This window comes from Methanosarcina subterranea, from assembly GCF_055385895.1.
This window is the reverse complement of record NZ_AP042426.1, coordinates 3,949,573-3,974,348: the sequence shown is the minus strand read 5'-3', so window position 1 is coordinate 3,974,348 and position 24,776 is coordinate 3,949,573. Positions and strand designations below refer to the sequence as shown.

At 41.8% G+C, this 24,776-nt stretch carries 20 protein-coding genes and 2 pseudogenes; 6 read left to right on the top strand and 16 right to left on the bottom strand.

The genetic code is table 11. The features are described 5' to 3' along the window. Window positions 1–41: 41 nt before the first annotated feature. From ACZ5A8_RS17315 to cobD, 5 genes are all read right to left on the bottom strand, one after another. Window positions 42–653, bottom strand: a complete 612-nt coding sequence (locus ACZ5A8_RS17315; protein ID WP_229390177.1) for an NTP transferase domain-containing protein — start codon at window positions 651–653, stop codon at window positions 42–44. Then, entirely contained in the window at window positions 638–1,480 is an 843-nt protein-coding gene (cobS, locus tag ACZ5A8_RS17310) for an adenosylcobinamide-GDP ribazoletransferase (RefSeq protein ID WP_464530558.1), read from the bottom strand. The genes ACZ5A8_RS17315 and cobS overlap by 16 nt, the downstream gene beginning before the upstream one ends. Window positions 1,481–1,497: 17 nt before the next feature. After that, window positions 1,498–2,040 carry an alpha-ribazole phosphatase CobZ gene (cobZ, locus tag ACZ5A8_RS17305; RefSeq protein ID WP_229390175.1) on the bottom strand — a complete coding sequence of 181 codons (543 nt, stop codon included), beginning with the start codon at window positions 2,038–2,040 and terminating at the stop codon, window positions 1,498–1,500. 302 nt (window positions 2,041–2,342) lie between these two features. Next, a complete protein-coding gene (locus ACZ5A8_RS17300) occupies window positions 2,343–3,332 on the bottom strand; it encodes a cobalamin biosynthesis protein (protein ID WP_464530557.1) in 990 nt (329 codons plus the stop codon). Then, window positions 3,329–4,819 (bottom strand): threonine-phosphate decarboxylase CobD, encoded by a 1,491-nt coding sequence (gene cobD / locus ACZ5A8_RS17295; protein WP_464530555.1) that lies wholly within the window; start codon window positions 4,817–4,819, stop codon window positions 3,329–3,331. Before cobD ends, ACZ5A8_RS17300 begins: the two co-directional genes overlap by 4 nt. 437 nt (window positions 4,820–5,256) lie before the next feature. Here cobD and hisS point away from each other — a divergent pair, with 437 nt between their 5' ends. The 6 genes from hisS (at window position 5,257) to ACZ5A8_RS17265 (ending at window position 10,875) form a co-directional block, all read left to right on the top strand. Further along, entirely contained in the window at window positions 5,257–6,492 is a 1,236-nt protein-coding gene (gene hisS / locus ACZ5A8_RS17290) for a histidine--tRNA ligase (RefSeq protein ID WP_464530553.1), read from the top strand. Between the two features lie 575 nt (window positions 6,493–7,067). Beyond that, window positions 7,068–7,475 carry a hypothetical protein gene (locus tag ACZ5A8_RS17285; RefSeq protein WP_464530552.1) on the top strand — a complete coding sequence of 136 codons (408 nt, stop codon included), beginning with the start codon at window positions 7,068–7,070 and terminating at the stop codon, window positions 7,473–7,475. 17 nt (window positions 7,476–7,492) lie between these two features. Then, entirely contained in the window at window positions 7,493–8,104 is a 612-nt protein-coding gene (locus ACZ5A8_RS17280) for a hypothetical protein (RefSeq protein ID WP_464530551.1), read from the top strand. After that, window positions 8,085–8,648 (top strand): hypothetical protein, encoded by a 564-nt coding sequence (locus ACZ5A8_RS17275; protein WP_464530549.1) that lies wholly within the window; start codon window positions 8,085–8,087, stop codon window positions 8,646–8,648. Before ACZ5A8_RS17280 ends, ACZ5A8_RS17275 begins: the two co-directional genes overlap by 20 nt. 131 nt (window positions 8,649–8,779) lie before the next feature. Further along, window positions 8,780–10,165 (top strand): DUF7284 family protein, encoded by a 1,386-nt coding sequence (locus ACZ5A8_RS17270; protein WP_464530548.1) that lies wholly within the window; start codon window positions 8,780–8,782, stop codon window positions 10,163–10,165. A gap of 251 nt (window positions 10,166–10,416) precedes the next feature. Continuing rightward, window positions 10,417–10,875 (top strand): 30S ribosomal protein S15, encoded by a 459-nt coding sequence (locus ACZ5A8_RS17265; protein ID WP_229390167.1) that lies wholly within the window; start codon window positions 10,417–10,419, stop codon window positions 10,873–10,875. 359 nt (window positions 10,876–11,234) lie between these two features. Here the strand turns inward: ACZ5A8_RS17265 and ACZ5A8_RS17260 are convergent, their stop codons facing one another. The 11 genes and pseudogenes from ACZ5A8_RS17260 to ACZ5A8_RS17210 form a co-directional block, all read right to left on the bottom strand. After that, a complete protein-coding gene (locus ACZ5A8_RS17260; protein WP_464530546.1) occupies window positions 11,235–11,708 on the bottom strand; it encodes a hypothetical protein in 474 nt (157 codons plus the stop codon). Between the two features lie 945 nt (window positions 11,709–12,653). Next, window positions 12,654–13,457 (bottom strand): ABC transporter ATP-binding protein, encoded by an 804-nt coding sequence (locus ACZ5A8_RS17255; protein WP_464530545.1) that lies wholly within the window; start codon window positions 13,455–13,457, stop codon window positions 12,654–12,656. Next, window positions 13,454–14,539: a FecCD family ABC transporter permease gene (locus tag ACZ5A8_RS17250; protein ID WP_464530544.1), complete on the bottom strand. Its 1,086-nt coding sequence runs from the start codon at window positions 14,537–14,539 to the stop codon at window positions 13,454–13,456. Before ACZ5A8_RS17250 ends, ACZ5A8_RS17255 begins: the two co-directional genes overlap by 4 nt. A gap of 18 nt (window positions 14,540–14,557) precedes the next feature. Beyond that, the gene (locus tag ACZ5A8_RS17245; RefSeq protein ID WP_464530542.1) at window positions 14,558–15,772 is read right to left on the bottom strand and encodes an iron ABC transporter substrate-binding protein; all 1,215 of its coding nucleotides are present in this window, start codon (window positions 15,770–15,772) and stop codon (window positions 14,558–14,560) included. 347 nt (window positions 15,773–16,119) lie between these two features. After that, window positions 16,120–16,317, bottom strand: coding sequence for a hypothetical protein (locus ACZ5A8_RS17240; RefSeq protein WP_464530541.1), 198 nt, complete (start codon window positions 16,315–16,317; stop codon window positions 16,120–16,122). Window positions 16,318–16,851: 534 nt separating this feature from the next. Continuing rightward, window positions 16,852–17,685, bottom strand: a complete 834-nt coding sequence (nadC, locus tag ACZ5A8_RS17235) for a carboxylating nicotinate-nucleotide diphosphorylase (RefSeq protein ID WP_464530540.1) — start codon at window positions 17,683–17,685, stop codon at window positions 16,852–16,854. A gap of 122 nt (window positions 17,686–17,807) precedes the next feature. Then, window positions 17,808–18,176 carry a 6-pyruvoyl trahydropterin synthase family protein gene (locus tag ACZ5A8_RS17230; RefSeq protein ID WP_464530538.1) on the bottom strand — a complete coding sequence of 123 codons (369 nt, stop codon included), beginning with the start codon at window positions 18,174–18,176 and terminating at the stop codon, window positions 17,808–17,810. Window positions 18,177–18,696: 520 nt separating this feature from the next. Further along, window positions 18,697–20,550 (bottom strand): S-layer protein domain-containing protein, encoded by a 1,854-nt coding sequence (locus ACZ5A8_RS17225; protein ID WP_464530537.1) that lies wholly within the window; start codon window positions 20,548–20,550, stop codon window positions 18,697–18,699. Window positions 20,551–21,354: 804 nt separating this feature from the next. Then, entirely contained in the window at window positions 21,355–22,545 is a 1,191-nt protein-coding gene (locus ACZ5A8_RS17220) for a PKD domain-containing protein (RefSeq protein ID WP_464530536.1), read from the bottom strand. A 660-nt stretch (window positions 22,546–23,205) separates the two neighbouring features. Continuing rightward, window positions 23,206–24,044 (bottom strand): annotated as a pseudogene (locus tag ACZ5A8_RS17215) (disaggregatase related repeat-containing protein); the annotation flags it as partial. A 136-nt stretch (window positions 24,045–24,180) separates the two neighbouring features. Next, window positions 24,181–24,273, bottom strand: a pseudogene (locus tag ACZ5A8_RS17210) (hypothetical protein); the annotation flags it as partial. Window positions 24,274–24,776 lie beyond the last annotated feature (503 nt).

Sequence of the window (24,776 nt, the reverse complement as noted above, 5' to 3'; positions counted from 1 at the left end):
AGGTTTTTTAAGGATAGAATATATGACACCTCTAGCAAATTTTAGTTTGAACACTGCAGCAAATCCTTGCAGCGCTGCAGGTCTTTAACGGTATTTACGTTTATTGCTAGTCTGGGATTATCGAGTATCAGATTAAAGTCTTCCTGTTCGTTTCGAATCTGAGAACTGTCAAGGATATTTACTCCCGCGGGCACGATAAGCTTCCCATCCTTGTTAAATACGGTATCCGGCCTGGTTCCCGCTCCCTTGCATACATTGATCGGGACATACACGGAAAGTGCCGGTTTTCCTTCTTCCCTGTATTTCCTTATCACTGACTCAATAAGCTCAGAATCTATTAGGGGCAGGTCTGACATTATAATCATTACCGGACCTGTCGTTTCTGCAGTTTCCACTGCATGTATCATGTCCCCTACATAGTTTCCTCCAAAGGTCCTGATTACCTGAACCTCGCCTTTATAGCGTTCCTGGATCATGATTTCGGTCTTCGGGGTAACAGGCGAGACCGCTACGAAAACTCTGTCTATATCTTTCGTTGATCTGAGGGTATCTATTACATAGGTAATGAGTGGCTTTCCGAGCAGTTCTACGCAGGGTTTTTCCCCCATTCCAAGTCTCTGCCCGAATCCTCCTGCCATTACAATAGCGTCCATTCTAAACCTCCCAGGTATCCATTTAATGAAAGTTTGAGGGTAACTGCAATGACAATCAGGGCAGTTATCCTTCCAATCTCGTTGGCTGTACCTATTCCGTCGCCGTTTAAGCCTCCAAAGTGGGCATAGCTCCTGTTAAGGAGCACCAGAGCCGAAATGCATGCTGCCAGATACGGAAGCAGTCCTATTAGCCCAAAGGGCAGGAAGCACACAACCGCTCCGAAAATAAATCCTATCAGGAAGTTTTTCCGGGTTGCTCCGTTTATTGTCATTTCCCCCAGGCCAGGATAAGCCTGTTTTTCCGGGCGTGGGAGCGGTTTTCCAAAAGCTGCAATTGTTAACATTGACTGCTTGGCACTGACTTCTGCTATAAACATGGATGCAAATATAAGCAACGGAAGGTTCGAACCGACGACAGTAAAGCCTTCATCCTGTACCGCTCTTATGGAACCGTAAAGGGTGAGCAGTACAAGCATGCCAAAAGCAACTCCTCCTGTCCCGAGGGTTGTGTCTTTTAAGGCTTTAATTTTTTTCTCACGGGACCCATGGGCCATAAAGCCATCTCCCATGTCCGTAACTCCATCGAGGTGGTTGAAGCCTGTAAAGTAATATACAGACCCCATGATAAGGGCTGCAAGGACAGGGCCCGGAAATATCAACTGCCCTACGTATGCAATTGCCCCTATGAGAAGCCCGAGTACGGCTCCAATGACAGGGTAAAAGTATATCTTTTTCATGAGTTCGTCGATCCCTTCCATACTGATCCCTACAGGAATCGTGGACAGGAAGCCAAAACCCGACTTAAATGCAAGTAAGTATGAATTCATTATGTATCGCCTGTTTTTCAGTCTTTTCTTTCAAACTCTGCCATACCTCTTGAATACATATTGGAGGATACCCCTCCTATAAGGCCCCCTATGACATCGTCCATGAAAGGCCCCAGATTTGCAAGGATTCCGGGTTTTAGTTTGTCATACCTGACAAACTCGAATGTCCCTTTAGAGCCGCTGATATAGTTTGCGATGCTGTTGCCCAGAACTTCGTCAGCAATTATGAAACTAAGGTCTTTTTCATAAGAACTTTTGCTGAGGTTCGGAAGGCTTCCGGCTCTACCTTCTCTTTCCAGCAGGACCCCGGAGTAAATCAAAAGGCAGAGATTTGGGTCAGAAAGAGCGAATTTAAGTTCTCTTTTAAACAGGGATTCGGCTTTTTCCCTTGTTTCAAGTCCGGGATGAGGGACGTACATTTCCAGAGCCGTGTCCGCAAGGTCCTGGACGCTTATGCCTTCTTCTGCCAGGACATCGAGGATATCGATGGTAGCTTTTCCCTCTATTTTTTCAGGCTGCCCTTTTTTCAGGTCCCTTTCCTCAATATCGGATAACTTCATACTGATCACTCCGGGGTTGTTGAAATTATTATGTTAGATTTCCTGAGGTTCTTGGAGTTGTTGGTCTTGAAACTAGATCCTTAAATCAGGAACTTGTTTTAAGCTTTGTTTTAAGCTTTTATACCGGTTAACATTCTGGATTTTACGGTGAGTTTTACTGCTTCCAGCATTACCTGCCAGGTATATTCCGGTTTCTCGGAGTCTCGGCTTCCGCACAAAAGTCCGGATTGTGAACCTGACAAGGATCCTGTAAGTCAATGAGCTCAAATTAATAGGGGAATTGATGAATGTACATCTACAGATTACGGGTAATAAAGGTAGATTCCCGCCATCTGGATAACTGCCACAAAAGCAACAAGTGAAAAGCCTGAAGCAATTGCTATTAATTGGGATACCCGTTTTATATCTTTTACTTCGGTAGGGGGGTACGAGATTCCCAGAACATAAGTATCAGGTTTTTCAAGTTTGACTCCCAGGGCTCCCGCAGTAGCAGCCATCGGATAGCCGGAATTGGGGGACGGGGTCTTCATCCCGTCTTCGAGCGCAGTCTTTATGCTGTCAAGGGGATTGGTTTTTCTTCCTTTTTTAGGGAATAAGGATATTGTAAAGGCTGCAGCAAGGATAAAAATAACTGAAATCCGGGCAGGAATCCAGTTTAATACATCATCTGACTTTGCTGAAAAATATCCCAGTTCTCTGTAAGGCTCGGTTTTATACCCTACCATCGAGTCAAGGGTACTTATGGCTTTAAATGCGTATGCAGCCACAAGCCCTAATTCCCCGAAAAGTGCGTAATAGAAAATAGGGCTCAGGATACCGTCTACGTAATTTTCGGAGACGGATTCAATAACTGCTGAAGACATCTGAGTTTTTGTCAGTTTGGAGGTGTTCCGGCTGACGTAGATAGGGAGCAGTTCCCTTACTTTTTCCAGCTGATTTTCTTCAAGGTGTTTGTAAATCTTTCTGGCAGGGCTCAGCAGGCAGTTGATTGCAAAGGTGGCTTTCAGGAAGTAGGCTTCGATTAAGAGTGCTAAAATGTACGGAATTCCCGGAAGGGTTGCGATGTAGAGGACGGAATACCCCAGTAAAGATGCAAAGAAAACACAACAAAGAGCCATTGCAGTGCCGTAGAGTTTCCTGTGGGTTTTTGGGGCTGCGTTTTTCAAAAAACTGATTAATTTTCCTATCCAGACAACGGGGTGAACAGCAGCAGGAGGTTCTCCAAGAACGATGTCTATAAATGCAGCAAGCAGAAGTACCAGAGCGAGGTGCCCGCTGTCCGGAATAATCATAAAATGGGCTCCATCACTTTTTTCCAGGCTACTTTCACAAGTTTGTCCGTATCTCCTTCCTGCATCAGGCAGTCAAGGATTTGCTGGGCTATTTCTTTCTTATGGACAAGGTGGCAGTCAACACAGCTCCATACCCTGCCGCCTCTTGAACTCTGAATCCATTTTCCTCCTGTTTTCTCATTTTCACAGGGGTAAAACGGGCAGAAACAGAAAGTGCAGTTCTGACCTTCAAAATGGCATGGGTAGTATTCGCAGGTCTTTCTGCCCCCTATGCCTTCTTCACTCGCTTTTTCTATTACGTGCTGCAGTTCGTTCTTTGCCTGTTCTCTGCCCCACTCGGTGATAACTTCTCCGATCGCAGCAATGAGCCTGTCGTTTTCTTCTGCGGTCCTCACTGCAACCCTTATGTAGTCTTTTCCAAGGCCATGAAAAGAGATACAGTCCCGAATAAGGACTCCGCGGGCTGCAAGGCGTGTAGCCAGTTCACTTGAGTTGAGTATGAATTTGCTTATATCGACGAAGATAAAGTTTACATTCACTTCTCCGGCTTCAAAACCTCTTATCCTGTTAAGTTTAGATTTGAGATTTTCCCCTTCTTCCATTATCATTTCCCTTGCTTTTTGCAGGTAAGGGCTGTCAATCCCGCCCTGTATGTTAAGAAGCGCTATTCCGGTAGCGTTTGCAATAGCTCCGAGGTTCCAGGACAGCCTGGCTGTGTTCAGGATATCAGCCATAACCGGAGAAGCTATCCCGAATCCCATCCTGATTCCGGGGATTGCAAAATCTTTTGTAAGGGAACGCATTACAAAAATATAATCGTTATTTGCAGGAAGATCTGCAACACTCTGCGAAGGATCGGAGAGCTCTATGAAAGCTTCATCTACATAAAGAAGAGTCTGATGTTTCCTGCAGCGCTCTGCAAGGTTTTTAAGTTCTTCTCTACTGCGGAGTTTTCCTGTAGGGTTGTTAGGGTTGCAGATAAAAAGGATCTTTGCTTCTTCCAGTATCTCATCAGAAAGAGTGTTCACCTCGTCCTGTGTGGGGTATGCCGGTTCTGCTCCCATGACCCGGCACTGCATTTCATATTCTCCGAAAGTGGGCCAGGGTAAAAGGACTTTATCTCCTTTTTCTATCACAGATTCGACCACAAGCCGGACTATTTCCGTTGATCCGTTACCAGGGATAATATTCTTAGGTATTACTCCAGGTCCTACGAATCTTGCAGCAGCTTCCCTGAACTCCAGATACCTGTTGTCGGGGTATTCCAGGAGTTTTCCGAAGCTCTCCTCAATAATTTTGGTAAAGTTAAGTCCGCTTCCCGGGTAATCAAAAGGGCTTCCCAGCGGGTTAAAGTTTGCACTGAAGTCGAGGATTTCGTTTTCGGGGATCCCGTACATCTCCGAAGTTTCCTGGATTAGCCCTCCATGTCTGCAGGGCTTCAGGGATAGCAGATGCTCCCTTAAAGGTACACTTCTTTGCTCTGACACGTTGATCACAAATATTTAGCGTAAATCATGTATATTAAGTTGTTTATTATATTAGCCGGTGTAAACTTGCCTTTATTTGATTTATGGTTATTTGATTGCGAAAACTCTGCTTTCTGGAATCCATTCTACTTTATTTTACAAGAAAAATATATTATATCTGTTTTTTCTCCTTTTATAGAACCTATTTTTCGGGCTCCTTCTACACAGGTATTTTTAGTCTGTAGAGCGTAAATAACGAAAAAGTAAAATAGCTTGTTTTTAACTACCATCCAGAAAGCTGAAGAGAAGTAGAATAAATCCCGTACAATTTTAGAAATACTGACTCTTTACATGATCCTTATATTCTGTTTATGGAATGTATAGAGTTATTTATCCTAACAGGCGGTTATGTCTTCAGCATAAATCCTCTAAATTCAATATACCAGGTGCATTAAAAAATGACAGTCAACAGGCCAAGAGGGACCCGGGACTTTTTACCCGCAGATACTGCCCGGAGAAGGTACGTGGAGAGCGTTATGCGAAATGTTGTCCGCAACTGGGGCTACAGTGAAATCATTACGCCCACGTTTGAACATCTGGACCTTTTTACCCTTAAGTCCGGAGAAGGAATTATAGGGGAGCTCTATAACTTCACGGACAAAGGAGGAAGGAACATGACCCTCAGGCCGGAACTTACGGCTCCTGTCATGCGGATGTATGTAAATGAACTCCAGCCCTTCCCAAAGCCTTTGAAATTGTTCTACTTTGAAAATTGTTTCCGCTACGAACGCCCCCAGAAAGGCCGCTTCAGGGAGTTCTGGCAGTTCGGAGTCGAACTTATAGGGAGTGGAAAATCCGATTCTGATGCCGAGGTTATTGCCCTTGCCGATGCCCTGTTAAAAGCTGTGGGCATACAGGGCGACATGAAGCTTGGAAACCTTGCAGTAATCCGTACGCTTTTAAAGGGGCTTGAACCTGAAATCGTGAGCAAGGTCATGAGGCTTGTGGACAAAAAAGAGTATGCAGGCCTTGAAGCTCTGCTTGAAGAGATAGGGGCAGAAGAGCAGTTGAAGGCTGATCTCTTTCGTCTGATCAAACTGGAAGGCAGGTATACCCTCCCGCAGGCAAAAGAAATAGTCGGGGACATCCCTGAGCTTGTAAGCTTTGAAAAGACCCTTAAACTCCTTGATGCATACGGTGTCAATTACTCTCTTGATTTCGGGATTGCACGCGGGCTCGATTATTATACGGGCATGGTTTTTGAGATCTACGCCGAAGGCCTGGGAGCTCAGAAACAGGTATGTGGAGGAGGCTCTTACCAGCTTATCCAGCTTTTCGGGGGCGGAGACGTGCCTTCAACAGGTTTCGGAATAGGTTTTGACAGGATAATGGAAATCTGTCCTCTCTTACCTCCGGAGCTCAAAAGCCTTGTACTGGTTTCAAAACCCGAAACTCATCTGGAAGCCGTAAAGATTGCAACTGAATTACGAAAGTATTTACCAGTACAGATAGACCTAATGGAGCGCAACTTCAAAGCCCAGCTCTCGTATGCCAATACTGTCAATGCCGCTTATGTAGTCATTGTAGGAGAAAAAGAGCTCGAGGCGGGGAAATTAACTCTCAGGGATATGGTGTCCGGAGAACAGGAACTTTTAACGCTGGAAGAAGTGATAGGAAAAATTACAGAACAGTAAACCGAAAGGTTTTCTTCTTTCATCCTTTTTTTTCTTTCCCTCTTTCTGTTTTTTCCTTTCTCTTTTCTGTTTCTCCTTTTCTCTTTTTCTGTTTCCTTTTTCCAATTTTACGTGCAATTTACCTTCTGTCTGCTTTCTTTTTCTTTTCCTCTTTCTTTCCTCTTTCTTTCCTCTTCTATTTTTTACTTGCTCTTCCGTTACCCCATTTTTTTCTCTCTTTTTTCTCTTTTCTTTTTAATTTTTTATTTCTGTTTCAATTTTTTTTCTTTTCTCCAATTTTTACTCCAATTTTTGCTTTATCCTTTCCATCTCGGCTATTATTTTATCGATCGCAACCGCCTCTTTTTCATTTGTCTTCAAATGCTTCAATTAAAACAAAAGATAATCTATTTATAATCAGACTGCCTAACTTTTATTGTCTCCAATTCATAACTTTTTTCTGGATCTGGAGTTAAGGGGGTAAATTTACGGCTAGTAAGGCTCAGGTTTTAGCCTGTAAGCTTGGAACTGATGAGTCTGCAGTATGCGGGCTTCCTTTCAGGCTTACATTTACAGGTACTTTTTTCGCTGTACTTGTGCTGATCTCTTCAGTCTCTCTTTCCGGTTTTCTGGACGGGGTAAAAGAGCAGGAAACTCTGGATGAGGTTGCAAAACTAACAGCTGCTGGCGAACAGCTTTCCATACGCGGAGAAGGGAGTGAGATTATCCTTGAGATAGATTTGCCTCGTGGGGCATATGCAGACTTCGGGACTTTGCCGGGCCGGGAGAAGAACTGGCCTGAGAATGCGGATAATTATTGCATCACTATTGGAGGAAAATCGAAATTTTATCCCGCATATGCTTCCTTCTCGAATCCGGAGCTTAACGGGCCCGCGTCCCTTGGTCCGGGTAGGCATAGATTATTTCTTTCAACAAAGATCGACCAAGGATCAGGCAGGCTGTTTGTTCTCATCTCAGAAATCGGAGCTGACCGAAGAACGTGAAGTCAGGAAAGACCTGTATGGTAAAGGAGTTTTCAGGAAACGAGTCTGCATGGGCTGACTTTCTAATATCTAAAGCTGCATTGGTTCTTGCCAGTGTGGTCCTTTTTGCAGCCCTTTTTCAACTGGCTGCCGGTTTTAAAGTCATCGAGGCGCAGGAACAGCTTGACCTTCTTGCCAGGAATTTTAAAACCGCGGTAGATGAAGCTGGAACAGGGCGTTTTCAGGGGGAGGCTCAGGAAGAGCTCTCCTTTCGTTTTGATGAAAAGGATGCCTTTCTGGCTTCTCTATTCGGGGAAAATATAGAGGTCTGCGTTTCAGGAGAGTATATCCATTTAAAAGCCAGGTATGATGAAAAAAATTTCAGTGCTGTAAGGCCTTTTACCTTCAGGGTTCTGCCTTTCAACGAGTCTACACTCAGGGAAAAGCTGCGTACGGAGTTCGGAGCTGATGGTAGTGAAGAATCTCCCCTTATAGCTAACCTTCAGGAAGTTAATGATTTTCTCCAGGTATCCGGGACTGAAGAAGTAGTTTTAATCGCAGATGAAAATATCTCAATAAAGAAAGAATTTGTTTATATAAATGATAGTGAGGGGGTTTCTGCTTTTGGTTATGTCCTTGTTTATCAATAATTTACTGGCAGCTGTGAGAAAACTTAGAAACAAATCAGGTTCTTCAATCCTCAGAGATGAAAGAGGAGCACTTGAGCCACACTCCGACCTTGTCGCTACTGCTCTTGCAGTCATAGGTTTTGTTGTATTTGCAGCCCTCCTGTCCAGGGCATATATGGGATATGAGGACCGCTCTTTTGCCCTTGAAAATTATGAAAGCGCCTCCCTTCTTGCGGGAACTATAGCGGAAGCACCTGATCTTAGGGCCGAAAACCCTGGTAAACTTTCTGCACCAGCTCTTGATAAGCTTTCAGACCCCTATAGCCGTGATGAGAGAATCACATTTTTTGCATCTTTTTCCGGAAACTATCCGTTTCTGGTCGAAATCAGGACCGGAGATGGACGATGGCAGTGGCTAATCGAGCCTGATCTTGTTGAACCTGGCTATCTTATGGGGAAACAGGAGAAAGTTGCAGCTTCAGTGCCGGTTGTAATCGAGTTAAACGCCGCAGAATCGGTTCCCGGAACCCTTACTGTGGTACTTTATAATACACCATGGGTGTAAAACATGATCAATCTGGAGTAAATATCGAAACAGGAGTTAACCGGTCCTGGACAGGTGGACAGGATATCTAATTCACGGTAGGAATGGATAGAGGATGGAAATTGATCAAATGACAGAAATTAGGTGAATAGATGAAGGCTTTTAGAACTTCTCATAGATCTGGAGAGATACAAAAAGTAAATAATACAAAAATAAAAAGTATAATCGTAAAAAGTATAATCGTAAAAAGTATAATCATAAAAAGTATAATCATAAAAAGTATAATCATAAAAAGTATAATCATAAAAAGTATAATTATAAAAAGTACAGTCGTAAAATATAGAAAATTAAAGATCTGGGCTGTTAGAGAATCTTCAGGTTACTCTACAGTTTTTGATGCTCTCTTTTTACTTGTGTTAATTTCACTCTCCGGTGTCATTCTTATGCCCTCCCTGCAGGCTGATGAACAATATCTCGCAGCCGGATATGTGTCTTCCTCAGAACTGGATACTTCTCTGCTCGAATCCCTTCTCTCATGTAAACTTGAGAACTTCGAATATGAAATCTCTCCTCTTTCAGTACTTAACGTTTCAGTCCCCGAAAACTCAATTGTGGAAAGTCCTGCTCACACCCTTTTCGGAAAGGAACAGAAACACAGGACATTTGCTGACCTGACAGCCGAATACCTGGCTATCTCCCTTACACTGCCAGTAAACGGCTCGGTTGTTTCCCTCAATCCTCTTGCTGAGGATTATTCCGATCAGGCTTCTGAAACTGTTGCTGTTTATCTGGACCGGAAAATTGCAGGAAGGTTTTCTTATCGTTTTGAAGCCTGCTGGCATCCTGTGGGAGTTTTCCCTATGGAAAGTGAACTTATAATCGGAGAAGAACCTCCTGCAGATGCTATCCGACAGAGTACAAAACTTTCCATGCCTCTTTATGCATGTGCACCTTCCAAGGACGTCCTTTTTGCTTGTGTGAATGATTCCATGCTTGAAGCTTCACTTAATGCTTCTGACGAAGAGGCTTCAATGACACTTTTCCAGGCTTTTAATGCTTCTCTTGATGCAGCAGCTCTTGAGGGAGCAGAGACGGTTGTTGAGCTTCTGTTCCCGTCAGATTATTCTGGATCGGTTCTGGGAGAGGAAGCAGATGAGTCCTTTGAGATCCTGCTTTACGGGGTTTCTGAAAATGCGAGTGAGGAAAATTCCTCCTCAACGGAAGACGAATTTAATGCTTATCTTTCAAACCTGCTTGCAACAGGGTTTGTACTCGACCCCGAAACTTATTCTGAAACTGCATCCAGTGCAGAACTCTCTCTGCTTGAAGACCTGCTGGCGGACCATATAAGAGAAGAAATTCGGGCAGAACTTGAAGCTGAATTTTCAGGTGAGATTAACGAAACTGTTTGTGCTATACTTGAGGCTGAAGACCTCTCTGAGGCTCAGGCTTTGAGAGATGGAAGGATAGAATCAATTTACAGGCAGATCAATCCCGGAGGGGCACGAATAGTCCTCTACATTTGGAAATCATTTTAAAACCACTTTATATAGTCAAATTCCAGAATTCGACACAAAGTATATATCATATGGTGCGTTTTCTAGTGATGTTTTTACCGAAAAACTTACGCTTTTGCAGGAGTTCCTGGAAAAAGCCACGCAGCAGTTGCTGTGGCGGATTAAAAATCTCCCGATCGATGTGTTGGTCCGTTATAATCGGTAAAGATATAACCTCAACCCGAAGAGCTTTTCTTTCGGGTATCGATCAATTGATATCAGGAGAATCATATATGGCAAAAATGCATACCAAGAGAAAAGGCAAGTCCGCCTCCACCAGGCCTAACAGAACCGAGGCACCTGAGTGGTGCAAGATTGGAGCAGAAGAAGTTACTTCAATTACACTGGACCTCTGGAAACAGGGTGTCTCCACAGCCGAAATCGGAATGGTTTTAAGAGACCGTTATGGAGTCCCTGACGCCAAGCTCATCACAGGCAAGAAGATCACAACAATTCTCAAGGAAAACAACGTTGCTCCTAACATTCCCGAAGACCTTACCAACCTCATTGTTAAGGCTCTGGGACTGAGGAAACACCTTTCTGTTAACAAGAAAGATGTCCACAACAAACGTTCCCTCAACCTTACAGAATCCAAGATCAGAAGGCTTGTTAAATACTACAAGCAGGAAAAGGTACTTCCGAGAGATTGGTTCTACAAGCCTGAAACTGCAGAAATGATGATTACCAGATAAGCTGAAAATCTTTTATGGTCGGTTTTGCCTAGTCTGCAAACCGTACCTCAGACTATTTTTTTGAAAAATTGCTGTTTTATTCTTTCCTTCTCAATTAGATTATTCACTATCTCTGTAAATCTGGTAACGTGCTGGATATAGTGCTTAAAAGTATAATTGATCCGTGAGTTTACCACCTGCATTCTTCTTACATTTGGCAGCAGGTACCACTCATCATATTTAGATTTTGATTAAAGCTTTTTAATGAAAACTGTGAATGAGAACTCTGAATGAGAACTCTGAATGAGAACTCTGAATGAGAACTCTGAATGAGAATGCTGAAATTAATCTGGTGCGGGCCAAATTTTTAAAATTATTTGTTATTCTCTTATTGATAATAAATCTAAATTTCCGAGAAGCCTGTCTATATTTAGAAAATTCCAGAGTACAGTATAAGCAAGATATGCAGTGTGTTCCCGAATTTCATTGTTTTTCAATTGAACTGCAAATTTTTTCCATTCAGCTTCATTCTGATCCCGAAGTTCACGATAGTAACCGGTGGATATTCCGACCATAGCACAAACATTTGATTGAGACATTCCCATTTCTGTTATATAATAATAGCAGAATGCTCCCTTAATTTCCGCATCTTCATTTTTTAGGTAGTCATATAAGCTCAATAAGATATCCTCGCCCACGGACCTGTATATCTTCAGAACATTGGACTTGAAATCTGGATTTTTAACAAGCTCATTAATTTCATCATCAAACTCAAAGTCGAATTCAGCCTTAACTTTGGCAAGTGTATTAACCCCATTGTTAAAGGGTTTTAGGTTTGAAGGATCAAAACTCATATTCTTTCATTTCCTATGTTCTCTTCTCGGGAATCTTCATGTTTCTCATTTTAGTTCCACTGCGAATTCTGACTAATCCGATTGGTATTCCCCCTTGACTTCTCAGTATGCACCCCACAGCAGGGTCATTGATTGTTGATTCCCCTATGGTTCTATTTTTTCCATATCTTATATTTATAATTTTGGATTAATAGCAAATTATTAACATTAAACTTGGTATACTACCAACATTTTAGCCATGTCTGTGGGTTCTTGATGATATTTTTTAGTTTTACATTATTTGACAGTTAAATGTCTTTGAGGATTCAGGATCAATGTTAATCGTTTTTTGAACTCCATGGATAGCTATATTCGTGATCTATTAGTGTATCCGAAGATCCGATCTGTTACTCTATTTTTGGAATCGCACTATTTGCTTTAAAATTTGGCATATAACCAATTTATTTGGTATTATACCAAATATTAGTACAATCCTGGCAATAATCAAAACCGATCACGGTTACAATAAGGTTGCTCCTTCATCAATTAATGAGCCGATCCAAAAACTCAAAATGCTTTTTGAATTTCACCTTTTGAGTAGTTAAATAAGCTTCTGGCCGTGAAAAAAAGTCTTAAGAAACCCTGGTTGACTGATATTTAGTTGGCTCTTCGCTATTTCGAGTGGGTAACTTGCATTTCTCTCCTAAATATTGAAGTAGCATATCTAAAATTTAGAAACATTCGTTGTTGAAAATCACATTCAAACTTGATGTTTCTCTTTTTGGCCGGGCTACTTTCCAACTAAGCAATAGTTTTCAACCCACACAAAACAGCGAAGGTCCAAATAGATGTTGGGATCAGCTCTAGAATTCACAATCCTGATTGGACAGAAAAAATTCTGATTGGACAGAAAATGTCAGCGAATTTTCTGTATAAGCCCTGTTTTTTTATAAAACCATACTTCTTTTATACAGGTCTCGCTTTTTCCAGCTGGTTATGTGTACAATCCCATGAAGGGCTTCCGGGAACTACACACCGCATACCTGAAATCTCTCCTATGACAACTGGCAGGCCGTATACCTCTTCGATTACTTGAGGGGTAATTACCTCCACTCCTCCATGGGCGTGGACTCTCCCGCCCTTTAAGAGGATAAACCGGTCTGCATACCTGAGAGCCTGGTTGAGGTCATGCATTGTCATCACAGCTGCAATCCTGTGCTGAAGGACTATCTGCCTGATAGTTGCCAGGATTTCAACCTGGTTTTTCAGGTCAAGGCTGCTTGTCGGCTCGTCAAGGAGAAGGACTTTTGGTTCCTGGACAAGGGAACGTGCTATTGCTACCTTCTGGAGTTCGCCTCCGCTCATCTCATCGATATAGGACAGGCGCAGGCTTTCCATCGAGAGTAATCTGAAGACCGAATCAACGATCTTGAGGTCATTTTCTGTAATATCCCATTTGATATGGGGACGCCGCCCCAGCAGGACCGCATCAAAAGCAGTCAGTCTTCCGGTTTCAACACGCTGCGGGACATAGCCTATACGGCGTGCAATCTCCATAGTCCCGAGGCTGGACAGATTTTCCCCGTCTATATGAACCGCTCCCCCTTTAGGATGGAGGATCCTGTTCAGGCATTTTAACAGGGTAGTCTTGCCAACTCCGTTGGGACCCAGGATTGCAACAACTTCTCCTTCATCGATCGAAAAGGCGATCTCATGCAGGATCTTACGGTTACGATATAAAAACTGGAGTTCTTCTACAGAAAGAATCATCGTTTATACCCCCTAAGAAGCAGGTAAATGAAAGTTGGTGCCCCCATGAAAGCTGTAAGAACAGAGACAGGAAGTACATATGGCGCCACTATAAGCCTGGCTGCGGTATCCGATATCAGAAGGAGGATTGCTCCAAGGAGGGTTGAGCCAGGTATCAGATATCTCTGGTCATCTCCTATTATCCGTCTTACCATGTGCGGACAGATCAGACCTACAAACCCGATCACTCCAAGGAATGAAACTATTACAGCTGAGACGAGGGCTGCAATAATCATGCCGACGGTCCTGATTCTCTCCACATTGACACCCAGGCTTTTTGCGGTCTCATCCCCTGCATCGATTGCATTATAGTTCCAGCGGTTGGCAATGAAGAATATGACCGCAAACAGGACAACTCCTGCCATAATTTCCAGTTCCAGCCAGTTCTTCACTCTTCCGACATCTCCAAAGGTCCAGAAGACAACTGCTGCAAGCTGGGTATCGTCAGCAAAGTACTGCAGGAACATCGTCCCTGCGGTAAAGAGGGACGATAATGCAACGCCTGCAAGCACCATTACCTCGGGCGAGGATCCGCGGACCCGGGAGATGAGCAGGATTATTCCGGTAGCAAGAAGGCAAAAGATGAAGGCTACCATCGTGGTCAGGTAAGGGTTGTTAATGATGACAGCATTTGCAACAGTCGATTGCATCCTTCCTGTCCCGAGAACGATTACCGAGAAGGCAGCCCCGAAAGCTCCGGCGTTTGAGATGCCGAGCGTAAACGGAGACCCGAGTGGGTTACGCAGTATTGACTGCATAACCACTCCCGCAACTGAAAGCCCGGCTCCTGCTACTATCGCAGCCAGGGCTTGAGGAAGGCGGATGTTCCAGATAATACTCGATACAGTTTCATCCCATTTGGTAGTGACTTCTTGACCTGATAGTATCTGTATCACCTTATACAGAGGGATTTCTACCGCTCCTACCGAGATCGAGTAGATAAGCATAAAAAATAGGAACAGGAGCCCCCCCATAATCCAGAAGTATTTTCTTCGCACGTACACGAGGTAATCTTCGGGAACTGCTCCATCGGCAAAATGCACTTATTTATACCCTCCGTCTTATTGTGGGATCTGCTTGAATCCCAGGTTATTGTACTGTCCGTTCAGGTCGGAGAACACAGGCTTGCCAACGAAGAAGGTGTAAATCTCGTCGGCTTTGGCTTCAGGGTCTATATCCTCAAACCTGTCCGGATAGAGTACCTTTCCTACAAAGTAAGCGTTTGCAAGCACTGACTCATAGTTGGTGTTATAGAAGTTGTAGGGAATCACTCCGTAAACTTTTCCATCCTTTACAGCTGAAAGCCCTTTGAGTGACGGATCGGTTTTGAGTTCTCCAATGGCTCCTTCGTTGCCCAGCTGGATAGTTCCTATGTCGACAAAGATATATTCGGGATCCCAGTCCACAAACGCCTCTTTGGCAATGTCCGCATGGTCTGTGCCCATTCCGGCTGCAACGTTATTTGCATTTACCCAGAGGAATGGCGGATAAGCCGGTTCTGTGGAAATTATTCCATGAGCCCCTGCACTGCTCACCCCTCCAACATAAACAGCCTTTCTTTCGGATTCCGGAATGTCTGCAGTCCTGCTTTCGAGGTCATCCATCGTAGCTTCGATATAGGCAATTATCTCTTCTGCCCTTTCCTGTTTACCAGCGACATCTCCCATTATCCGGAGTGAGCTGTACATTTCGGCTTTCTGCTCCTCGTTCTTCAAAGACCCGGCAGGGAATGAAACAACCGGTATGCCGGTTTTCTGTTGAAGAGTGCTGGCTTCAGTGGCACTTGCTGCCGGGGGCTGGCCAGTTGTGCCGGCTTTCAGGACAACCTGAGGGCTGATACCAATAATTTTTTCGGGGTCATCTTTGCCCCTGAACTCCCCTATCAGGGGGTAATTCTTAAGCTGCGGGTTTGCAAGGGCATAAGGCCTGCCTTCAATTTCCGCTTCCTTCTTTTCCAGGCTATCAACTCCAACTATGAGGTCCTGGGCCTGCAGGTATACGAGGTAACGCAGGGATCCTGCCCCTGAGCAGACGACACTTTCAATATCCTCAGGTATGGAAACACTTCTACCGAACCCATCAGTGATTGTGATTCCGGCAGACTCGGTTAACTCATCGGTTCCTGTGGTGGTTCCAGCAGCCTCCGCCGGGGACGCACCTTCTTCGTCCTCAACAGGGGTGGGTTCTCCTGTGCACCCTGAGGTTGCAATCAGGGCAATAATGAGTATTCCTATAAAAATTATTTTTTTTAATTTAACACTGAAGATTGCTTTCATGTTACTTTCCTCTAATTTACTAGAGAAAGAGTATTACATAAAGTTAACTAATTTTTCCGGTTAATTCTTATATGTCGGTAATTTTTCCAAAAATTGGTGTGATTTATTGTCATTATCCATTTGATCGGTAATAATTATCACAATGTGTACGAACATGTTATGAATCACTACCTCTCAGTTATGGTACTATGGTGTACCTTTAAGCATTGACTTTTGACAGACTTCATTCTGTCCTGCTGCAGATGAGACATTTTTCACATAACTGTTAGTAAACAGTTAATTTCGGAATGATGAACCTCTCGATATAGAAGTTATAAGAGTAGAATAAGGGTAGAACATAGAAAAACTCAGGTCAAAACGATTACAGTAGAAAAGTCAAAACGATTACAATAGAAATCCAGACTAAAAAAGGACCTGAAGGAAAATACCTGAATTTCAGTATTCAGGCTCCAGCCCTTCAATCTGAGAAAAGCTTTTTCCATCTCTACTCCTTCTTCCACACGCTGCTTTTTTGCCTTTTCGTAATGGATTGCCTGAAATGCCACATTATAGAGTTTTTCCAGTTCATGGGCTGATTCCAGGGTAAGGAGTGAAAGGATCTGCGGGTACGGATGATGGTGTGAAATCCTACACCCTTATTGAGTATAAATCCTGAAACAATGGACTTTCAGAAGCTGGATTTAGCAGTCCCTTTTATCTGGGGACTCCATTTATTTTAGTTCCATTTTTATATTCTTATTTCATATCTTTGTAATTTTTATTTACCTCTTCCGATATATCTTTTCGGTGTTTTTTAAACTTTTGGCAGAAAAATGAAACCTATTATAAATATAATTGTACTCACAAGTGTAAAAAACTTTTAATATTAACTATTCAAGATGAAAAAATTTTAATTAAAAAAAGGAAGAGAGTAATGTTTACTTATAATAAAATCTCAAAACTTCTTGAAGATTTCTTAATAAATCTTAAACAAAGATATTAACCCAATAAGGTGCAGAAACCACGAAATAACGGGCACTTCCGTGGTTATAAAGCACCCGGTGAGTTAAATGTAAGCATTTACGTCCTAAACTATAGTTTCAGTTATCGGAGTTGACTATTTCCAGGCTAATATCTATCCATCTTGATTTATGGATAAGGGAGCCCATTGATATTATATCCACTTCTGTTTTTGCATAATCTTCAAGGTTTGCGGGGGAAATCCCTCCCGATGCTTCCACAAGGACTGATTTCCTGAGCTCTTTTTCTTCAAGTATATAGAGAGCCTCTTTGATTGCTTCAGGCTGCATATTGTCAAGCATGATAATGTCGGCTCCCAGTTCTGCAGCGAAGACCGCGTCTTTTGCAGACTCGACTTCAACCTCTATTTTCCGAGTAAAACTGGTTTTTTTGGCTGCTTTGATTGCAGCTTCTATTCCCATAAGTTTTACATGGTTATCTTTAATCATAACCGCATCCGATAGGTTAAATCTGTGAGTATCTCCCCCCCCTGCAGCAACAGCCAGCTTTTCGAACTTCCTCATTCCTGGGATGGTCTTCCTTGTACACGCTATCCTTGTGCTTTCGGAGTGTTCTCTTACGATATCCACACAGCCCCTGGTCAGGGTTGCAATCCCGCTAAGGTGCCCGAGAAAGTTAAGGCTAAGGCGCTCTGCCCTGAGAATGGATACGGCTCCTCCCCTGAGTCTGAAAATTATATCTCCTCTGCTGAGACGGTCTCCATCTTTAAAATCGGTTTCTGCGTGAATCCCAAAGTAATAAAAGATTGATGCTGCTTCATCTATCCCGGCAATTGTACAATCTTCTTTTGTAAAAATAATAGCTTCAGCGGGCCTGTCCGGAACAATAGTACATGAAACGTCATCGTACCCCAGGTCTTCTTCTATGAAGCTTTCAATTTCTCTGATAAACATATTTTTACCCCTTTAATATATGTCTCATGGATTTATAAGGAGCACGGACATTTTGGGGTTTTCGATCTCTTTACAGCTATATAATAAGAATAATGACCTAGTTTTAAATTGTGGAAATCTGATTACGTTAAATATGTCGCACAGGCATTTTCCGATTCCCACGCTGTGACGCTGGTAACCTTTACTTCTGGATCTTTGAGCATTGTTTGAAGGGAATTTGCGATATATAATGCAATATTTTCCGAAGAATGTGGAGTGTTGTCATCAAAGTGATCAAGTTCATTCAAAACATTGTGATCCAACTTTTTCATGATTTCGGATACATCCTGCTTTAGTTCTCCAAAGTCCACCAGTATTCCGGCATCATTGAGTTTTTCTCCAGCTACACAAACTTCTATCTTCCAGTTGTGCCCGTGAAGGTTTTCACATTTTTGGCCACTATTAAGCTGATAGGCTGCTGCAAAATAGATAACAATTTTTAACTCAAACATAACTACTCAGCCTTTTTTGTGAATTTCAAGGCACTGTTTCTTGATAAATAGCTTCCCAAATTAAGCGGCAAATATTTTTATAAAAACGAATTATTTTTTTATGCTCGCCGTGAACTTCTGAGAAGTCCACAGGTTTAAATTAGAATATAAGATAAAGAGGCTGTTGAGGTTGAAAAATCTGGAAGCATTTGAAACAGAATTGAAAATTGTATGAATATTTTCTCTTATTATGAAATTAGTTTCATAGAAGGCTTAAAAGAAAATGAAATGAACACACCCCTGCTCCTGAGATTATAAAACTAGATGCTAAGTCTAAAGACCAATATTGATTAGTTCTCACAAGTCTGGAAAATTATTATAGTTGCATTGCACATCAGGTCTGATGATTTAGAAAGTGTAATGCAACTTTAATGACAAAATTAATAAGGCCAGCTAGAGAGACTTTTTAATAATTCTGAAATTAATAAATTCCCCACTCCTCTTCAGGTTTGAGTTTTTTAAACTTTTCCTATCTAAGTTTTCACTTCTTTTTCACTATAATGTATTTACGTATCTTTTTAGTATCTTCGCCGACTGCATTTTCTACTGTTAAGCTGACAGTGTATTTTCCAGCTTTCTTGTATGTATGTACAGGGTTTTGATCTGTTGAAATGCATTTGTCACCAAAATTCCAGTACCAGCAAATAGGTGATCCTGTACTCTGATCAGTAAAGTTTACTGTCAGAGGTGCATATCCTGAAGTTGGAGATGCAGAAAAATTAGCAACTGGATTGGTGCCTGGCATCGCCACTGTCCATAGAACGGCATGATGATCACTGTCTCCCACTATCTGCCCATTGTCATTGATTTCATAGGCACAGCTGTAGTCTCCTCCTAGTGTTCCAAGATCAGTCATCATACCATTTTGCCAAAGGAAAGCATGACTTTCACCAGTTTCCGTTCTGCTTTCGCCAACTACCTGTCCCTTGTTATTGATTCCATAAGCACGGCTGCTGCGTCCACCAAGTGTTCCAAGATCAGTCATCACACCATTTTCCCACAGGAAAGCACGCATGTCACCAGTTCCCGTATAGCTCCAGCCAACTATCTGCCCTTTGTCATTGATTCCTTCTGCCCAGCCATCATATCCTCCAGGTGTTTCAATCTCAGTCATCACACCATTTTGCCATAGGAAGGGGCGTCCTACAGGCATGGGATCATCTCCAACACCACTATAGCCCACTACCTGCCCATTTTCATTAATTCCCGTGGCCGCAGCTATGATATCGTATTCCCGGAGTTTTCCAAGATCAGTCGTCACACCATCTTCCCACAGGAAAGCATCGCTGGCATCTCTGCCGCGTTCTTCAATATAATAACCGCTAGAACCCACTACCTGACCTTTTTCATTGATTCCTTCGGCAGAACTTCCGAATTGGCTTGATGCAATATCAGTCATCACACCGTTTTGCCACAGGAAAGCGTGAGTGCCGTCATTAGTTTCCGTGTAACTGCTGCCGACTATCTGCCCATTATCATTGATTCCGTAGGCATTGCTGTAGACCCCTCCAGATAGTGTTCCCAGGTCAGTCATCTCACCATTTTGCCAGAGGAAAGCATGAGAATAACCAGTTTCCGTTCTGCTTTCGCCAACTACCTGTCCATTGTTATTGATTTCATAGGCACAGCTGTAGTCTCCTTCTAGTGTTCCGAGGTCTGTTATTGTTACCCCATAATAGAAAACAAGACCTCCCAGGTTAGATTCATTTGTCCCATTGGTAATTTCTTTAAGTGTGCAACCTCCGAATTGGTCCCCAATTTGGAGAGCCGTAGTGTTTTCGAAGTCAATGAGCCAGATTCCATCAATCTGGACAGTAGCTTCATTACCTACTTGAGAAACATGATTAACATGGACTTTCAAAACAAGAACATTGTTTACGTTCTGTATGTTGTTAAGTGTACAATTCCAGGTACTGTCATAACTACTGCCTGCTGAGATAATCTGATCATCTATATGTTGTCCACCTTTGTCGAACTCTATCCAGACTCTCTTACCTTCCACATCTATCTGCTTGACCTGAAGACTGTATCCCTGACCAATCTCAAGTCTTTCACCTGTCATTAGATTATAAGTGCTTTCATTATCAATAACGAGTCTGGAAAGCTTGTCAACGTGAGATTGCCAGGTCTGGTTGTTTTCTTTAAGTAAAGGAACATATTGTTCACCAAATAAATCAATTAAAGGATACTGTTCACCAGACCAGTACTGATAGTTGGTGCCTTTAACACTGCAAGTTGTTGTAGCTGCTGATGCCGTAGACGAAAAAATAATTAAAAACAATATCAGAGCTGCTAATGCTAAAGATAGCGAATTCAGCTTTTTATTATTTATCATACTCCTACTCCTTCATATCTCTTTACTCTGACATTTTTAGTGTCTGTCGAGTTTTTCAAATCCGGTATGATTTGAGGACAGTTGATAAAAAAGATCACTTTGCACGAGAAACAAGAGTTCAAAAATTCGCCAAAAATACACCAATTGTCCTTATATCTAGTATTCCAAACACTTTCTTATATCTTTGGACGCAGTGTTTAATGTTTAAAATTCGAGCAATGGAATTTTGTTTGTATGAGCCGGTCCTTTAACTCTAAACATTTCCCGAAGTCTCTTTTTGCAGGTAAACAATCGAGTCTCTGCATTTCAGATTCCAATCTTATATCCACATTCGGTTGAATTCTAAGCTTAAAACTTCTAAATATCCTTATAAGTTGTATCACGAAAGTCTCTAACAATTAACATTTTTCTCAATTTCAACAATGATTGAAGGTTAAAATTAAGCGGTATGCTAGAAAAGTCACATTTTGGAATTGTAATGTCACGGGCAGTACAAATTAAGTCAGATTTTGGGATGAGCCCAAAGTAAGGCACTCAGGGCACGCAAAGAAAAAATATATTGCAACTTTAAAACAGAATTTGAGAATGCCAGCTAGAGAGACTTTTAATAATTCTGAAGTTAATAAATTCCCCACTCCTCTTCAGGTTTGAATTATTGGCTCTGTAGAAAACTTATCTAATCAGTTGCAGGGCTGAAAATTAATCCATAAAAACAGATCAGTCCATACAGTTCAAATTAATGGAGATTTTCTTATATCCAGGGATTTCTACAGAGCCGAATTATTGTTTTTCGAGTCTTAGTTTTCACTTCTTTTTTACTATAATATATTTACATATCTTTTTTGTATCCTTACCGGCTTCATTTTCTACTGTTAAGCTAACAGTGTATTTCCCTTGCTTACTGTATATGTGTACAGGGTTCTGATCTATGGAAGTACTTTTATCGCCAAAGTCCCAGTACCAAGACGTAGGCGACCCGGTACTTTGATCTGTAAATGTAACTGTCAACGGCGCTTTTCCTATAAGTGGAGATGCTGAGAAATTTGCAACAGGGACTTGTGGCTCTGGTGTCAATACCGGACATATAAACTGCCCGAAAGCAGAAGGCCCTTCTCCTACATCTACGGTAGCTATAACAGTATTTGTAACCGCGTCAATTACGGATACATTGCTACTGAAGCAGTTCGCCACATAGATTTTTGTTCCATCCGGAGTGAGTGAAATCCCCAGAGGACCACTTCCAACGTTTACCGTTGCTATTACGGTGTTTGTAGCTGCATCAATTACAGATACATTATTGCTGCCACCGTTCGCAACATAAATTTTTGTTCCATCGGGACTAACTGCAATTCCTTCGTTTCCTACGGGTATAGTGGTTGTAACAGTATTTGTGGCTGTATCAATTACAGAGGTAGTACAGTCGTGAATGTCTGTCACATATACTTTTAATCCATCAGGAGAGACTGCAACTCCACGAGGACCATTTCCTACAGGTATAGTGGCTGTAACAGTGTTTGTTACGGTGTTAATTACGGAGATATTATGACTGTTTAAGTTCGCCACATATACCTTTGTTTCGTCTGGAGAGACTGCAATTCCATTAGGACCATTTCCTACAGGTATGGTGGCTGTAACAGTGTTTGTTGCGGTGTCAATTGCAGAGACCGTGCCAAAACCATAACTTGCCGTATATATTTTTGTTCCAGTTGGAGTCACCACAACTCCCGTAGGATATGAATCTACATTCACCGAATCTATAACACTGTTTGTATCTGTATCGATTACAATAATCTTGTCTTCCATAACTGATACGTATGCCCTCGTTCCCGCCGGATTGACCGCGACTCCAAAAGGAAGGCTATCTAAATCAATAGAGGCTGTAACCGTGTTAGTTGCAGTATCAATTACAGAGATATTACTGGCATAGTTATTCGTAATATATGCGAATGGTGCCGCGCCTGCGATACTTATCAGCATAAAAAGCGTCAGCGTCACTACTCCTAAATTTCTAATAAGAGTATAACCTCTTCTTATTTCATCATGTTTCTTTTCCTTCATTATTAATTCTCCAACATATCCGATCCCGTTTTCAAACTGACTTACCACTGACGTCCGCAAAACTGTTATCTTGAATCTCTTTGTTTGAGAAACAAGTGTTACAATATTTGCTAAAATACTACTATACGCGTCCGGTTATAAAATACTTGGTGCCACGTTTATCCCCTCTATGTCCACTTAATAAATAAAATATTCAACTGTGCGCATAATTGTAATATTTTTTTCCTAGGATAATTGAGGTTTAATAGATGCTTATTCTCTTTCACCTGTATGCACTAATCCAGAATACTAAACGTGCTTAAAAGAAGTTATAAAACTAAACTTAGAAACTTATTGAAAAACATACTAAAATATAATTGGAGTTCTAATCTGAAACATTAACTGTGTGTAAATAAAAGGCCATTGAAGCACCAGAGACTAAGAACACTGTAGTGTTTTTAATTGTTAAGCTAACAGTATATCTCCTGGTCTTCTTGTATCCGTGTCCCGGATTTTGAATATATAACTTATACAATTATGTAAAAAACAGAAGGTTTTTCCGAAAAACATTATTAGGAAATTTATATTTCTTGTTCACCTGAGTTTCGGATAACCTTCTTAAAATATACTTGATCCTTTAGCTAATGCCAGTTGGAGCTTCGTTACCTTATTTTGATCTCCAAAGGCGTTGCTGTAGAATGCAGTATAATTGTCGCTTTCTGTGCGGGCTTTTATAAGGAATCCCATATTTTCATGTTTTCCACTGGTATATTCTTTTACAAGATCAATTACATCCAGCTTGTAATACTTATTGTCAGGAATACTGCTTCCCTTGATAGTTATTGTAGCATACGTAGTGTTTCCCTGCAAAACACTATTTTTATCGTACCAGTCTCCTGGATTAGTCCACACAACGCCGTTATCCCTTTTGTTCCAGCTGACATAGTCTGAGTTCCAGGCAGAAGCAGGTCTGTAAATCTCAATTATGGTGTCTTCAGGTCTTGTTTTCCCTGCTGGATAATACCAGTAGAGGGAAAGAACAGCACTAGTAATTTGTGAGTCACTGCTGTATTCGCTCAGGTCAGATTGCACTACATCCCTGTATCTGACATTATTCATTCCACCTACATCAATAAAGGATGAACTCTTGTAGACGGTATCAGGAGAAGCTTCACGCAAACGGTTGTCAGATACCTCTATTTCGGAAACTATATCCTCAAAGTCTTCGGAAGATGTTACACTAATAGCCCTGTCACGGTACTGCTGCCTGCTGCATTGCTCGCAGTAAGCGTCGCTGTATAATTTCCTGCTGTTGAATAGGTATGAGTCGGGTTCTGAACTGTCGAATTTATTGAACCGTTTCCAAAGTTCCAGTTCCAGGAAGTAGGTGACCCTGTACTCTGATCTGTAAAGTTTACTGTTAGAGGTGCATATCCTGAAGTTGGAGATGCAGAAAATTAGCAATTGGCTTGGTATTGATGTAGGCAATGTCCATAGAATGGCATTTGAATCACCGGTTTTTGTATAGCTTTCACCCACTACCTGTCCATTGTAGTTGATTTCATAGGCACTGCTGCAGGCTCCACCAAGTGTTCCAAGATCAGTCATCGTACCATTTTGCCACAGGAAAGCGTGTTCTGCACCAGTTTCCATTTCAATTTGGCCCACTATCTGCCCCCTTTTCATTAATTCCAAACACTTTCTTATATCTTTGGATGCGGTGTTTAATGTTTAAAATTCGAGCAATGGAATTTTGTTTGTATGGGCTGGTCCTTTAACTCTAAACATTCCCGAAGTCTCTTTTTGCAGGTAAACAATCGAGTCTCTGCATTTCAGATTCCAATCTTATATCCACATTCGGTTGAATTCTAAGCTTAAAACTTCTAAATATCCTTATAAGTTGTATCACGTAAGTCTCTAACAATTACACTTTCCTCAACTTCAATAAAAATTTAAAATTGAAATTAAGCAGTGTACTGGAAGATTCATGTTTTGAGGTTATAATGCCAGAAAAATACAATTAAGTCAAGTTCTAGAATGAGCTCAAAGTAAGTGCTGGGAAAACATAAAGAAAAAAGTCAATATTAAACGGATTTTAAGAAAACATCTAAAGTCAGGTAACAGAAGGTTTAAAAAGAGAGAAAAGAGTACAGTACTCTCATTCTCGAAACTCATCTATGTTGAGTATA